Genomic DNA, 14,379 nt, shown 5'->3' on the forward strand with positions numbered 1-14,379 from the left:
CAATAATATATTTTTTGATTTATTATCCTTGATTAATCAGGATGTTTTTTATAACTCTGTGGTAAAGGATTGGCTTAACCAATTATGAAATGTTGGTCCATAACCTAAGGAAGTTTTATTCTCATCATAAATGTAATAACAGATAGGGGTGCCTGTTGCGTCCTTGAGTTCTGAGGATGAGGATGAGGATGAGGATAGGGGAGTGTCGTTATCAAACCGACACGCGCGATACATAGGCAGAATAGCTTTTAATTCTTCTTCAGAAAGTGTTGTTTCTTGTTCTGTTAAAGTTAAATTGCTGAAATAAGGTTTTGAACGGTAACGAATCGACATTGAATCATTGTTTTCTTTATTATCACCTTCAGTATTTTTGCTTACTTCTACAAGATGCTTATTACTGGTATCGATATTTTTAATTGCTAGATCATAAGATATCTTAATGGTCACTTCATTAATATGATCAACTAAATCCATTATTGCATTCCAGTACTGCATTTGTGCAATAGGATCATTGTTAATACCGTTAACTGATAAATACCAAAGATGTTTTGATGATATTAACTCATTAATGTTATCTGTTGGTAATAAATTGTTGTTACTTAAGTCTAAATATTCAAGTATCGCAGTGCTTTTAGCGTTTAAATTTGCAATATGGTTGTCGTTTAAAGCGATTTTTTTCACCATGGGGTGATAGTGTAATTTAAGATCATTGATCATATTGTGACAAGCACTTAACTCAATCAGAGATTCTTGTTGAGAAACATCCAGCGATGTTAGCTGGTTATTATCAAGGTTAAGAAATTTCAGTTTATAACTGTCAGAAATATTAATTTCTTTTAGATTATTATTTTGCGCTTCCAGATTAACCAATGAATGCTGATTTTTTAAATCTAAACTTTCCAGCTTGTTGCAATCGATATAAATATTTTCCAGTTTTGATTCATTTGGAAAGGTTATCGTTTCAATATTATTCAAGGTGAGGTTGATATTGATAAGACTAGCATTGTCGGTAAAGTCAAGGAAAGTTAGACAATTCCCCTCCAAATTCAATGTTTTAACTGTAGGGGGGATAGGCGGTAACTCACTCAAATCAAGATATGACAAATTAAGAGATTCCATGTTTGAGTTGTAAGCTTCATTAATTCGCTCTAGAATAGTTCTTTTTTCTACGCCATTATTAAGCGATTTCTCACCCCATTGTGCCAGTTGTTCAAAAAAATTGCTGGCGATGGTTTCTCTGTTAGGTAATGCGTTATTCACTTGATAACTGGCATTATTTTTTACACAACCTGTATTAATATTGGTCATAATCACTCATCAATAAATATTATACTAAGATGTCCCCGGAGGGTATGGAAGAATATTAATTGAGGTGAATGACCAGAAATATCAAAAATTGCTCATTTTTACTTAAGGAGTCATACAGCAGCACTTAAATCAAAAACCAGCCCAGAGAAGGGCTGGTCAGGAGAGGATGTTAGAACTGATAGGTAATGCCCGTTGCGACGATGTTATCGGTGCGAATATCTACGGCACGGGTAAAGTCGCTTTCATCGATCAGGTTGATTTTATAATCAACATAGGTCGACATATTTTTGTTGAAGAAATACGTTGCACCAACGTCGATATACTCAATCATGTCCTGATCGCCGTAACGCCCCAGATCTCTGCCTTTTGATTTCAGGTAAGCGAGTGATGGGCGCAAGCCGAAGTCGAATTGATATTGGGCCACCACTTCGAAACTTTGTGCTTTGTTAGAGATATAACCATCACCATAGGTGGTCATGTTTAATGTTTCAGCGTAATTAGCTGCAAAGTAAATGTTGTTGGCATCATATTTTATACCTGTTGCCCACAGTTCTGCATTCTTACCGGAGGCATTGAGAGGATTAGCCGCTGCTCTTTCCTGCGCATTTGTCCGATCAGATTTGGTATACACAGCACCGATCCCAAAGCCATCATAAACATAAGTTGAGGAGATACCGAAACCGTCACCATTGGCACGCGTATAGTCAGCACCATAAAGATGAGCGTTATCAGAGCGTTCATTTTTGCCTTGATATTGTGCGGCAAAGTTCAGCCCTTCAATTAAGCCAAAGAAATCGTAGTTGCGATAGGTTGCCACACCAGTGGTACGATATGTCATGAAGACATCTTTCTGGCTCCAGGTATCGCCACCAAATTCTGGCAACATATCGGTCCATGAACCAATGTCATAACCGACACCGTAGTTACGACCATAGTCCAGAGAGCCAAATTCACTAATTTTTAAACCTGCATAGGCAAGACGGGTTTTGTTGCCGCGCGAGCCGTTGGCTTCATCGTTATAGCCTTTAAAATCATATTCCCAGTGACCAAAACCAATCATTTGATCATTGATTTGCGTTTCTCCTTTAAAACCGAGACGGGCATAAGTTTTATCACCATCGTCACGCTTATCATCAGTAAAATAACGTAGAGCGGTAACCTTGCCATAAAGGTCGAGTTTATTACCATCCTTGTTATATACTTCGGCAGCATGTGCTACGTTCGCAGCTAACAAACCAGTTACAACCACCGCAACTATTTTTAATTTCATTTAACAGTATCCTTTTAATTATCGTTAAACCTATTTTCTAAACGAATTTTAAACGGCGTCATTTACAAATGACATACTGTTTTTAAAATAGAATGGTGATTAAAAACAATGAGAATAATAGATGAAATAATATTATTTATCGATATGTGATCGAAGTCGAAATGAGATATAAGGTGAATTACTGGTATTTGAAATTTATTTTTTATTATTGTCGTAATTTAGCGGGTTAACTGCCGGGTGCTATGACCCGACAATAATTTTATCCACGACGTGTCGCCAGCCAGCAGAGCAGGGAACCGCCGCAGACCATCAGTGCGCCTTGCCAGAATGAGAACGATAGCGGAGCACTAAGCAGTACCGCAGCAAGCGCCGACGAAAGTACGGGCGTAAAATACGAACCTACTGCCATAATGGTGACGTTGCCATGTAAAATGCCAACGTTCCACGCAGCGTAAGCAAATCCTAAGGTAAATGCCGCAGAGATGAGTTTAATCATGACGGGTGTGCTAAATACCATCTCCGGTTGCGGCGTTAAAAAATAGTAAACCCACAAACTTGCTCCTGTCAGCAGGACGAAAACGGTAATACCGTTAAATCCGCGTGCGTATTTATTCGTTACTGTACAATAGGCTGCCCAGATAAAAGCGCCAATGAACGCCAGGAAATAACTCAATGGACTGGTGGTAATATTATTGATGATTTCATCATAGTGTAATCCATTTTCACCGCCTAATACCCAGCAGACACCGACCAGGGCTAATAATAATCCAGGTACAATCAGCCAGTTGGTTTTCTGACCATTAAACAGAATGGCAAAGAGAATTGTCAGGCTGGGCCATAGATAGTTCACCATACCTACTTCAATCGCCTGATGACGGCTCGCCGCATACCCTAAGGAAAGCGCCAGACAGATTTCATAGCTGACGAATAACAGACTCCCGGCGAGCAAATAGCCTTTCGGGAGCTGCCGAATTCGCGGAAATCCAACCGTGAAGATTAACAGCAGCCCGCTTAATGAATAGATAGCAGCTGCGCCGCCGACCGGACCGAGCCCCTCACTAACACCGCGAATCAATCCTACCATCGTGCTCCACAGGACGATCGCTATTAGCCCTATGAGCGTTGCTTTTTGTCGTGTCATGCTCGCTGTTTTGTCTCTCTTGCCGTTAAAAATTAAGCTGAATTTTATAGCATTTTTTTAACTGGCCTGTCAGGCAGTGGTGCGTTTTTCTACCGCTATTGAGGTAGGTCAATTTGCGCAGGCGGATTATTTTGTGGCAAACAAGTGTTCTTTTTGATTTCGCGCAAAAAGATTCAGAATTTTACTGTTAGTTTCCTCGCGCAGTAATACCCCTGAAAAAAGAGGAAAGCAATGGACGTCAGTCGCAGACAATTTTTTAAAATCTGCGCGGGCGGTATGGCGGGAACAACAGTCGCGGCATTGGGTTTTGCCCCGAAGCAAGCACTGGCTCAGGCGCGAAACTACAAATTATTACGCGCGAAAGAGATCCGTAACACTTGTACATACTGTTCCGTAGGTTGCGGGCTATTGATGTATAGCCTGGGTGATGGCGCGAAAAACGCCAGAGAAGCGATTTATCACATTGAAGGTGACCCGGATCATCCGGTAAGCCGTGGTGCGCTGTGCCCGAAAGGGGCCGGATTGCTGGATTACGTCAACAGCGAAAACCGTCTGCGCTACCCGGAATATCGTGCGCCAGGTTCTGACAAATGGCAGCGCATTAGCTGGGAAGAAGCATTCTCCCGCATTGCGAAGCTGATGAAGGCAGACCGTGACGCTAACTTTATTGAAAAGAATGAGCAGGGCGTAACGGTAAACCGTTGGCTTTCTACCGGTATGCTGTGTGCTTCCGGTGCCAGCAACGAAACCGGGATGCTGACACAGAAATTTGCCCGCTCCCTCGGGATGCTGGCGGTAGACAACCAGGCGCGCGTCTGACACGGACCAACGGTAGCAAGTCTTGCTCCAACATTTGGTCGCGGTGCGATGACCAACCACTGGGTGGATATCAAAAACGCTAACGTCGTAATGGTGATGGGCGGTAACGCTGCTGAAGCGCATCCCGTCGGTTTCCGCTGGGCGATGGAAGCGAAAAACAACAACGATGCAACCTTGATCGTTGTCGATCCCCGTTTTACGCGTACCGCTTCTGTTGCGGATATCTACGCACCTATTCGTTCCGGTACGGACATTACGTTCCTGTCTGGCGTTTTGCGCTACCTGATCGAAAACAACAAAATCAATGCCGAATACGTTAAGCATTACACCAACGCCAGCCTGCTGGTGCGTGATGATTTTGCGTTCGAAGACGGTCTGTTCAGCGGTTACGACGCTGAAAAACGTCAGTACGATAAGTCGTCCTGGAACTATCAGTTCGATGAAAACGGCTATGCGAAACGCGATGAAACACTGACTCATCCGCGCTGTGTGTGGAACTTGCTGAAAGCGCACGTTTCCCGTTACACGCCGGACGTAGTAGAAAACATCTGCGGTACGCCAAAAGCTGACTTCCTGAAAGTGTGTGAAGTGCTGGCCTCCACCAGCGCGCCGGATCGCACAACCACCTTCCTGTACGCGCTGGGCTGGACCCAACACACCGTGGGTGCGCAGAACATCCGTACTATGGCGATGATCCAGTTGCTGCTCGGTAACATGGGTATGGCCGGTGGCGGCGTGAACGCATTGCGTGGTCACTCCAACATTCAGGGCCTGACTGACTTAGGTCTGCTCTCTACCAGCCTGCCGGGTTATCTGACGCTGCCGTCAGAAAAACAGGTTGATTTGCAGTCGTATCTGGAAGCGAACACGCCGAAAGCGACGCTGGCTGATCAGGTGAACTACTGGAGCAACTATCCGAAGTTCTTCGTTAGCCTGATGAAATCTTTCTACGGCGATGCCGCGCAGAAAGAGAACAACTGGGGCTATGACTGGCTGCCGAAGTGGGACCAGACCTACGACGTCATCAAGTATTTCAACATGATGGATGAAGGCAAAGTCACAGGTTATTTCTGCCAGGGCTTTAACCCGGTTGCGTCCTTCCCGGACAAAAACAAAGTGGTGAGCTGCCTGAGCAAGCTGAAGTACATGGTGGTTATCGATCCGCTGGTGACTGAAACCTCTACTTTCTGGCAGAACCACGGCGAGTCGAACGATGTCGATTCGGCGTCTATTCAGACAGAGGTATTCCGTCTGCCTTCGACCTGCTTTGCTGAAGAAGATGGTTCTATCGCTAACTCCGGTCGCTGGTTGCAGTGGCACTGGAAAGGTCAGGACGCGCCAGGCGAAGCACGTAACGACGGCGAAATTTTGGCGGGTATCTACCATCATCTTCGCGAGTTGTACAAAGCCGAAGGTGGTAAAGGTGTAGAACCGCTGATGAAGATGAGCTGGAACTACAAGCAGCCGCACGAGCCGCAGTCAGACGAAGTGGCAAAAGAGAACAACGGCTATGCGCTGGAAGATCTCTATGACGCTAATGGCGTGCTGATTGCGAAAAAAGGTCAGTTGCTGAGTAGCTTTGCGCATCTGCGTGATGACGGTACAACCGCATCTTCTTGCTGGATCTACACCGGTAGCTGGACAGAGCAGGGCAACCAGATGGCCAACCGCGATAACTCCGACCCGTCCGGTCTGGGGAATACGCTGGGATGGGCCTGGGCGTGGCCGCTCAACCGTCGCGTGCTGTACAACCGTGCTTCGGCGGATATCAACGGTAAACCGTGGGATCCGAAACGGATGCTGATCCAGTGGAACGGCAGCAAGTGGACGGGTAACGATATTCCGGACTTCGGCAATGCCGCACCGGGTACGCCAACCGGGCCGTTTATCATGCAGCCGGAAGGGATGGGACGCCTGTTTGCCATCAACAAAATGGCGGAAGGTCCGTTCCCGGAACACTACGAGCCAATTGAAACGCCGCTGGGCACTAACCCGCTGCATCCGAACGTGGTGTCTAACCCGGTGGTTCGTCTGTATGAACAAGACGCGCTGCGGATGGGTAAAAAAGAGCAGTTCCCGTATGTGGGTACGACCTATCGTCTGACCGAGCACTTCCACACCTGGACCAAGCACGCGTTGCTCAACGCAATTGCTCAGCCGGAACAGTTTGTGGAAATCAGCGAAACGCTGGCGGCGGCGAAAGGCATTGCCAATGGCGATCGTGTCACTGTCTCCAGCAAGCGTGGCTTTATCCGCGCGGTGGCTGTGGTAACGCGCCGTCTGAAACCACTGAATGTAAACGGTCAGCAGGTTGAAACGGTGGGTATTCCAATCCACTGGGGCTTTGAGGGTGTCGCGCGTAAAGGTTATATCGCTAACACTCTGACGCCGAATGTCGGTGATGCAAACTCGCAAACGCCGGAATATAAAGCGTTCTTAGTCAACATCGAGAAGGCGTAAGGGGGCGAACAGATGGCTATGGAAACGCAGGACATTATCAAAAGGTCCGCAACTAACTCCATCACGCCGCCTTCTCAGGTGCGTGATTACAAAGCAGAAGTCGCGAAACTTATCGACGTTTCTACCTGTATCGGCTGTAAAGCCTGTCAGGTGGCGTGTTCGGAGTGGAACGATATCCGTGATGAAGTGGGGCACTGCGTCGGGGTTTATGATAACCCCGCCGATCTGAGCGCCAAGTCCTGGACGGTGATGCGCTTTAGCGAAACCGAACAGAACGGCAAGCTGGAGTGGCTGATCCGTAAAGACGGTTGTATGCACTGTGAAGATCCGGGCTGCCTGAAGGCGTGCCCGTCTGCTGGTGCGATCATTCAGTACGCTAACGGGATTGTCGATTTCCAGTCGGAAAACTGCATCGGCTGTGGTTACTGCATTGCCGGGTGTCCGTTTAATATTCCACGCCTCAACAAAGAGGATAACCGGGTATATAAATGCACACTCTGCGTCGATCGTGTCAGCGTCGGTCAGGAACCTGCTTGTGTGAAAACTTGTCCGACCGGGGCTATCCACTTCGGCACCAAGAAGGAGATGCTGGAGCTGGCGGAACAGCGCGTGGCGAAACTGAAAGCGCGTGGTTACGAACATGCTGGCGTCTACAACCCGGAAGGGGTCGGTGGTACGCACGTCATGTACGTGCTGCATCACGCCGATCAGCCGGAGCTGTATCACGGTCTGCCGAAAGATCCGAAGATCGATACATCGGTAAATCTGTGGAAAGGCGCGTTGAAACCGCTGGCAGCGGCTGGCTTTATCGCCACTTTTGCCGGGTTAATTTTCCACTACATCGGTATTGGCCCGAATAAGGAAGTGGACGATGACGAGGAGGATCATCATGAGTAAGTCGAAAATGATTGTGCGCACCAAGTTTATTGATCGCGCCTGTCACTGGACCGTGGTGATTTGCTTCTTCCTGGTAGCGCTGTCCGGGATTTCGTTCTTCTTCCCGACGCTGCAATGGCTGACACAAACCTTCGGTACGCCGCAGATGGGACGCATTTTGCACCCGTTCTTCGGCATTGCCATTTTCGTCGCGCTGATGTTTATGTTTGTGCGTTTTGTGCATCACAACATCCCGGATAAGAAAGATATTCCGTGGCTGTTGAACATTGTCGAAGTATTAAAAGGCAACGAACACAAAGTGGCGGATGTTGGTAAGTACAACGCCGGGCAAAAGATGATGTTCTGGTCGATCATGAGCATGATTTTCGTGCTGCTGGTGACCGGGGTGATTATCTGGCGTCCGTACTTTGCGCAGTACTTCCCGATACAGGTTGTCCGTTATAGCCTGTTGATTCACGCGGCTGCGGGTATCATCCTGATCCACGCCATCCTGATCCATATGTATATGGCATTCTGGGTGAAAGGGTCGATTAAAGGGATGATCGAAGGGAAGGTGAGCCGTCGTTGGGCGAAGAAACACCATCCACGCTGGTATCGTGAAATCGAAAAGGCAGAAGCGAAAAAAGAGAGTGAAGAAGGGATATAATCTCTTTTGAACTTTAAGCTGAAAATGGCGCTGTAAAAAGCGCCATTTTTTTATTGCGTAACCAGACGGCGTAGTCGCGACACATCTACCGTTTTTTCTGCCTCTGCCAGACTCCAGGCGTTTTGTAGATTCAGCCACATTTGCGGCGAACTGCCGATCACCACGGAAAGTTTAATTGCCATTTCTGGCGTCAAAGCTGCTTTTCCGGTCAGCAATCGGCTTGCCGTTGAGGGCGCAATTTCCATTGCTCTGGCAAACTCGCGCAGGCTGACATTAAGTTCGTCCAGTGATTCCTGAATAATGTCCCCCGGGCGGGGATGATTGGCCATTTTCATCAGTGATAGTCCTCGTAATCCAGTATGTATGCATCGCCATTGACGAACTCAAACGTTATCCGCCAGTTGCCCGAGACAGATATCGCCCAAATTCCATCGCGATCGCCGCTTAACGGGTGTAGTCGGTAACCGGGCATATCGAGATCAGCAAGACAGCTTGCTGCATCAATCACAGCGAGTCGGTGGCGTAATCGTTTGACTTGCGTCGGTATAACGCCGGAGGTTTTGCCGAGAAGAAACAAGTCACGCAATCCCTTGTGTCTGAAATTCATTATCATCTCTTCATCCTTGTTCCTTCGAAAGGAACACTATCACTATTGTTCCGTGCAGCGCAACAAATTTCGCTACGTTTTCGCGAATTGTGAGGGGAAAGATGGGGGAGGAAAAGAAGAAGAGTGAAATTGCGGAAATCGTCTCGCAAAACAGGCTGCGACCCGAACATGGCAGTCGCAGCAAAGGCCTCTTAGCGGCGGAAATCAATCACCATACGGCCACGGATTTTGCCTTCTTCCATCTCAGTAAAGATGGTGTTGATGTCCGCTAACGGACGCAGGGCAACTTTTGGCACCACTTTATCTTCGGCGGCAAACTGGAAGGCTTCGGTTAGATCCTGGCGCGTGCCGACTAGCGAACCGACCACTTCAATACCATCCAGCACCAGCCGTGGGATGTCCAGGCTCATAGACTCCGGCGGCAGACCGACAGCCACAACACGACCGCCTGCACGAACGGCATCGACCGCTGAGTTAAACGCAGCTTTAGCTACCGCGGTCACCACCGCTGCGTGAGCGCCACCGGTTTTCTCCTGCACAATTTTGGCGGCGTCTTCGGTGCGTGAGTTAATCGCTAAATCTGCACCCATTTCGGTTGCCAGTTTCAACTGCTCATCATTGACATCAATGGCGATCACTTTTGCATTAAAGACATTTTTCGCGTATTGCAGGGCGAGGTTGCCCAGACCGCCAAGACCGTAGATAGCAATCCACTGTCCTGGACGAATTTTTGACAGCTTAACGGCTTTGTAGGTGGTGACACCCGCGCAGGTAATGCTGCTGGCCGCCGCGGAGTCCAGGCCATCCGGCACTTTAACCGCGTAATCGGCGACCACGATGCACTCTTCCGCCATGCCGCCATCAACGCTGTATCCGGCATTTTTTACTGAACGGCAGAGCGTTTCGTTACCGCTGTTACAGTATTCGCAATGACCGCATCCTTCGTAAAACCACGCCACGCTGGCGCGATCGCCTGGTTTTAATGAGGTAACGCCGGGGCCAACTTCTGCCACCACACCGATGCCTTCATGGCCCAGAATCACGCCGGTTTTATCACCAAAATCGCCATTCTTAACATGAAGATCGGTATGACATACGCCACAACACTCCATTTTCAGCAGGGCTTCGCCATGTTTCAGTGAGCGCAGTGTTTTATCCGTAACGTCAACATGATGATCCTTCGTAACAACTGCAGCCTTCATAGTTCCTCCTTTTCGGATGATGTTCTGCATAGCAGGTGAGGCAAATGAGATTTATTTGCCATTACCCAGTATGGATTAGATCTAAAAAAGAGGAGGAAAATTGCCCGGTAGCATTCACCACCGGGCTGAGACTTAAATGGAGGTACGGCGGTAGTCGCGGTATTCCGCTTGCCAGAAGTTATCATCAATGGCCTGTTGCAGGGCTTCGGCAGAGGTTTTCACCGCCACGCCTTGCTGCTGCGCCATTTTGCCAACCGCAAACGCAATTGCGCGGGAGACTTTCTGAATATCTTTCAGTTCCGGCAGTACCAGACCTTCGCCGTTCAGGACCAGCGGCGAATACTGAGCAAGCGTTTCACTTGCCGACATCAGCATCTCATCGGTGATACGTGACGCGCCGGAAGCAATAACACCCAGCCCGATGCCCGGGAAAATAAAGGCGTTATTACACTGGGCGATAGGGTAGATTTTATCTTTCCATACCACTGGATTAAACGGACTGCCAGTGGCGACCAGCGCGTTACCTTCAGTCCAGGCGATAATGTCCTGAGGTGTGGCTTCCACCCGTGAAGTCGGGTTAGACAGCGGCATCACGATCGGACGCGGACAGTGTTTGTGCATCTCACGGATGATCTCTTCCGTAAACAGCCCGGTCTGTCCTGAGACGCCAATCAGAATATCCGGTTTGACATTGCGCACCACATCAAGCAATGACAGCACATCGCTGTCAGTATCCCAGTCACTGAGATTTTCGCGCTTCTGCACCAGTTTGGTCTGAAAAGGCAGCAGATTCGGCATCTTGTCGGTGAGCAGACCAAAGCGATCGACCATAAAGACTTTCTGCCGCGCCGCTTCTTCACTTAATCCTTCACGCTGGGTCTGGGCGATGATCATCTCCGCAATGCCGCATCCTGCTGAACCTGCGCCGAGGAAGACGATTTTTTTCTCGCTTAACTGACCGCCCGCCGCACGGCTGGCTGCGATCAGTGTGCCGACTGTTACCGCCGCGGTGCCCTGAATATCATCGTTAAAAGAACAAATTTCATTGCGATAGCGGTTAAGTAACGGCATCGCATTTTTTTGTGCGAAGTCTTCAAACTGCAACAGCACGTCCGGCCAGCGTTGTTTCACAGCCTGGATAAATTCATCCACGAATTCATAGTATTCGTCGTCAGTGATACGTGGATTACGCCAGCCCATATACAGCGGATCGTTAAGCAACTGCTGGTTGTTCGTCCCGACATCCAGCACCACCGGAAGGGTATACGCCGGGCTGATGCCGCCACAAGCGGTATAGAGCGACAGTTTACCGATCGGAATGCCCATCCCGCCGATGCCCTGGTCACCAAGCCCCAGAATACGTTCGCCGTCAGTCACCACAATCACTTTAATATTATGGTTCGGCACGTTTTGCAGAATATCGTCCATATTGTGGCGGTTCTGGTAAGAGATAAACACGCCGCGTGAACGGCGGTAGATCTCAGAAAAACGCTCACAGGCTGCGCCGACGGTTGGGGTATAAATAACAGGCATCATCTCATCGAGATGATTGTTTACCAGACGGTAGAAGAGGGTTTCGTTGGTGTCCTGGATGTTACGCAGGTAGATGTGTTTGTCGATTTCGGTTTTGAATCCCTGATACTGGATCCATGCGCGTTCCGCTTGTTCTTCGATGGTTTCGACCACTTCCGGCAGTAACCCCAGCAGGTTGAAGTTACGGCGTTCTTCCATGCTGAAGGCACTGCCTTTATTCAACAACGGAAATTCCAGCAGTACAGGGCCAGCGTAAGGAATATAAAGCGAACGCTGTTTTTTTGTTTTTGGTTCCATGTCACTCACTCTTTTTTGAATATCCATCCCTGGGGTGCTTTTATCGTCTTTGCTTTACCGCCAGGGCGTCGGCTCCAAGTATAAAGCAGTTAAAAACAAAAACACCATTGCGCAGGCAATGGTGTTTAATCGTCATTGAGGACTGATGGTTATGAATTACTTTTCAGCGGGGCGTTTTCTGCCGGTTGGGTTATTTACCACGCTGGATTTGTCACCTTCGGTAACTATTTTGCGCTGGTTAGAAATTTTATGGTCCAGTCCAAGAATATGACGTGCCTGACGGTTCGATTTCATTTTAACTCCTCAATCCTGTTGCTAGTTTTAAGGACAACATCGCCGTAGCGAAGAAACACGTGCTAAACCCCTAAATTAGGTTGCCGATCAAGCATAGCACCTTAAAGCGTAGGGTGCTGGCCACTGACCACATAATTGATCGTTTGTTGGTAGATATCACTGAGGATGTCTTTATCAGAAGCTTCCACCCATTTGGTCAGCTCCATGAGAATGTCATCTTCAGTGACAACACCGTGTTCTGCCCGAAGGCCTTGCTCAATGGCATTAACCAGAGCGGGTTCTGCTGTTGAATTTTCTGCCTGATAATAAGTAAACATAGTGATTCTCCGTGTCTGTGTATTTATGGTGTCTGCTACGGATCGCAGATTTATAAAGCACATTCAGCATGGCAAATATTTGCCGCTTCGTTGTTAAGATTAGTCCTGGTTGATGATTTTTATATTTTAACTCCATGATACTAATGGGAATATTATTGGTGTGAGTTGATTGATATTGATGCAATATCTCTTGAGTTATATATTCCCGGTTATCTATTGTGGGAATTTTATTTAAGTACATAGATAATATTTTCGCCGGATTCTATTCGGAATATCCCGCTTATCCTCATGCTGTTTCTCACGTAGTCTATAATTTCCTTTTTAAGCCCACAGGAGAGCAACAATGACAATCCATAAGAAAGGTCAGGCACACTGGGAAGGCGATATCAAACGCGGGAAGGGAACAGTATCCACCGAGAGCGGCGTGCTGAACCAACAGCCGTATGGATTTAACACGCGTTTTGAAGGCGAAAAAGGAACCAACCCTGAAGAACTGATTGGCGCAGCGCATGCCGCATGTTTCTCAATGGCGCTTTCATTAATGCTAGGGGAAGCGGGATTCACGCCAACATCGATTGATACCACCGCCGATGTCTCGCTGGATAAAGTGGATGCCGGGTTTGCGATTACTAAAATCGCCCTGAAGAGCGAAGTTGCCGTGCCGGGTATTGATGCCTCTACTTTTGACGGCATTATCCAGAAAGCAAAAGCAGGATGCCCGGTTTCTCAGGTACTGAAAGCGGAAATTACGCTGGATTACCAGTTGAAATCGTAAAGCGTTGCCGGATGACGCGTCATCCGGCGAACTCTTACTGTGCTACCCAACCGCCATCCATATTCCACGCTACACCGCGCACTTGTGCTGCCGCATCCGAACAGAGAAAGAGCGCCAGTTCACCCAGTTGTTGCGGAGTCACAAATTCACGAGAAGGCTGTTTTTCTGCCAGTAAGGCGTCACGCGCGCTTTCCGCATCTTCGCCTTGCGCAATGCGCTTATCAATCTGCTGTTGTACCAGCGGCGTCAGCACCCAGCCAGGGCAGAGCGCGTTGCAGGTAATACCCGTCTGCGCAGTCTCCAGAGCAATGGTCTTTGTGAGTCCCACCACGCCATGTTTTGCCGCAACATAAGCCGATTTGTCTTTCGACGCTACCAGCCCATGCACAGAGGCAATGTTAATGATCCGCCCCCAGTTACGAGTGCGCATTTCAGGCAGTGCCAGACGCGTGGTGTGAAAGACAGAAGAGAGATTGATAGCGATAATGGCGTTCCATTTTTCTACCGGGAAAGATTCCACCGGGGAGACATATTGGATCCCGGCGTTATTCACCAGAATGTCCACACCGCCAAATTCCCTCCGTGCGTAGGCCATCATGCTGACAATTTGCGATTCATCGCTGAGGTCTGCCTCATGATAGCCAGGCGTTTTACCCACACGAGAAACTCCATTGATTGCCGCGTCAACATCACCGAAGCCGTTGAGGATCACTTGCGCGCCGGCTTTTGCCAGTGTCTGAGCAATACCGAGTCCAATACCGCTGGAGGACCCCGTCACAAGCGCAGTTTTACCTTGTAAATTCATGATGATTC

14 protein-coding genes are annotated in these 14,379 nt (G+C 48.3%); 4 read left to right on the forward strand and 10 right to left on the reverse strand.

The annotated features are described in order from the left end of the window. Positions 1–48: 48 nt before the first annotated feature. From ATB02_RS26250 to yddG, 3 genes are all read right to left on the reverse strand, one after another. Complete coding sequence (locus tag ATB02_RS26250) at positions 49–1,308, reverse strand: leucine-rich repeat domain-containing protein (RefSeq protein WP_123059858.1); 1,260 nt, start codon at positions 1,306–1,308, stop codon at positions 49–51. Positions 1,309–1,477: 169 nt separating this feature from the next. Next, positions 1,478–2,578, reverse strand: coding sequence for a porin OmpC (ompC, locus tag ATB02_RS21565; RefSeq protein ID WP_032184219.1), 1,101 nt, complete (start codon positions 2,576–2,578; stop codon positions 1,478–1,480). Between the two features lie 259 nt (positions 2,579–2,837). Beyond that, positions 2,838–3,719 (reverse strand): aromatic amino acid efflux DMT transporter YddG, encoded by an 882-nt coding sequence (gene yddG / locus ATB02_RS21570; protein WP_105272210.1) that lies wholly within the window; start codon positions 3,717–3,719, stop codon positions 2,838–2,840. A gap of 231 nt (positions 3,720–3,950) precedes the next feature. Between yddG and fdnG the strand changes: the two genes are divergently transcribed. The 3 genes from fdnG to fdnI are packed head-to-tail and all read left to right on the forward strand — an operon-like array spanning position 3,951 to position 8,541. Next, on the forward strand, positions 3,951–6,998 hold the full coding sequence (fdnG, locus tag ATB02_RS21580) for a formate dehydrogenase-N subunit alpha (RefSeq protein ID WP_157945214.1): 3,048 nt from the start codon (positions 3,951–3,953) through the stop codon (positions 6,996–6,998). Positions 6,999–7,010: 12 nt separating this feature from the next. Beyond that, the gene (fdnH, locus tag ATB02_RS21585) at positions 7,011–7,895 is read left to right on the forward strand and encodes a formate dehydrogenase N subunit beta (protein ID WP_001240580.1); all 885 of its coding nucleotides are present in this window, start codon (positions 7,011–7,013) and stop codon (positions 7,893–7,895) included. Then, the gene (gene fdnI, locus ATB02_RS21590) at positions 7,888–8,541 is read left to right on the forward strand and encodes a formate dehydrogenase-N subunit gamma (RefSeq protein ID WP_000045646.1); all 654 of its coding nucleotides are present in this window, start codon (positions 7,888–7,890) and stop codon (positions 8,539–8,541) included. Before fdnH ends, fdnI begins: the two co-directional genes overlap by 8 nt. Before the next feature lie 50 nt (positions 8,542–8,591). Here fdnI and ATB02_RS21595 read toward each other — a convergent pair whose 3' ends face one another. The 6 genes from ATB02_RS21595 to bdm form a co-directional block, all read right to left on the reverse strand. Further along, complete coding sequence (locus tag ATB02_RS21595) at positions 8,592–8,876, reverse strand: HigA family addiction module antitoxin (RefSeq protein ID WP_000781370.1); 285 nt, start codon at positions 8,874–8,876, stop codon at positions 8,592–8,594. Then, positions 8,876–9,154 carry a type II toxin-antitoxin system RelE/ParE family toxin gene (locus tag ATB02_RS21600; RefSeq protein ID WP_104919749.1) on the reverse strand — a complete coding sequence of 93 codons (279 nt, stop codon included), beginning with the start codon at positions 9,152–9,154 and terminating at the stop codon, positions 8,876–8,878. Before ATB02_RS21600 ends, ATB02_RS21595 begins: the two co-directional genes overlap by 1 nt. A gap of 185 nt (positions 9,155–9,339) precedes the next feature. Next, on the reverse strand, positions 9,340–10,350 hold the full coding sequence (gene adhP / locus ATB02_RS21605; RefSeq protein ID WP_105272212.1) for an alcohol dehydrogenase AdhP: 1,011 nt from the start codon (positions 10,348–10,350) through the stop codon (positions 9,340–9,342). A gap of 132 nt (positions 10,351–10,482) precedes the next feature. Beyond that, positions 10,483–12,180 (reverse strand): malate dehydrogenase, encoded by a 1,698-nt coding sequence (gene maeA / locus ATB02_RS21610; protein ID WP_000433464.1) that lies wholly within the window; start codon positions 12,178–12,180, stop codon positions 10,483–10,485. A 156-nt stretch (positions 12,181–12,336) separates the two neighbouring features. Next, positions 12,337–12,474, reverse strand: a complete 138-nt coding sequence (gene sra / locus ATB02_RS21615; protein ID WP_000841554.1) for a stationary-phase-induced ribosome-associated protein — start codon at positions 12,472–12,474, stop codon at positions 12,337–12,339. A gap of 101 nt (positions 12,475–12,575) precedes the next feature. After that, on the reverse strand, positions 12,576–12,791 hold the full coding sequence (gene bdm / locus ATB02_RS21620; RefSeq protein ID WP_105272213.1) for a biofilm-dependent modulation protein: 216 nt from the start codon (positions 12,789–12,791) through the stop codon (positions 12,576–12,578). Positions 12,792–13,134: 343 nt separating this feature from the next. On the opposite strand from bdm, the gene osmC reads away from it, so the two are divergent. After that, positions 13,135–13,566: a peroxiredoxin OsmC gene (gene osmC, locus ATB02_RS21630; RefSeq protein ID WP_000152305.1), complete on the forward strand. Its 432-nt coding sequence runs from the start codon at positions 13,135–13,137 to the stop codon at positions 13,564–13,566. 34 nt (positions 13,567–13,600) lie between these two features. On the opposite strand, the gene ATB02_RS21635 is transcribed toward osmC, so the two are convergent. Continuing rightward, entirely contained in the window at positions 13,601–14,371 is a 771-nt protein-coding gene (locus tag ATB02_RS21635; protein WP_001053158.1) for a 3-hydroxybutyrate dehydrogenase, read from the reverse strand. Positions 14,372–14,379: the final 8 nt, after the last annotated feature.

Origin of the sequence: Escherichia sp. MOD1-EC5189 (assembly GCF_002966045.1) — a bacterium.
Taxonomy (GTDB): domain Bacteria; phylum Pseudomonadota; class Gammaproteobacteria; order Enterobacterales; family Enterobacteriaceae; genus Escherichia; species Escherichia coli_F.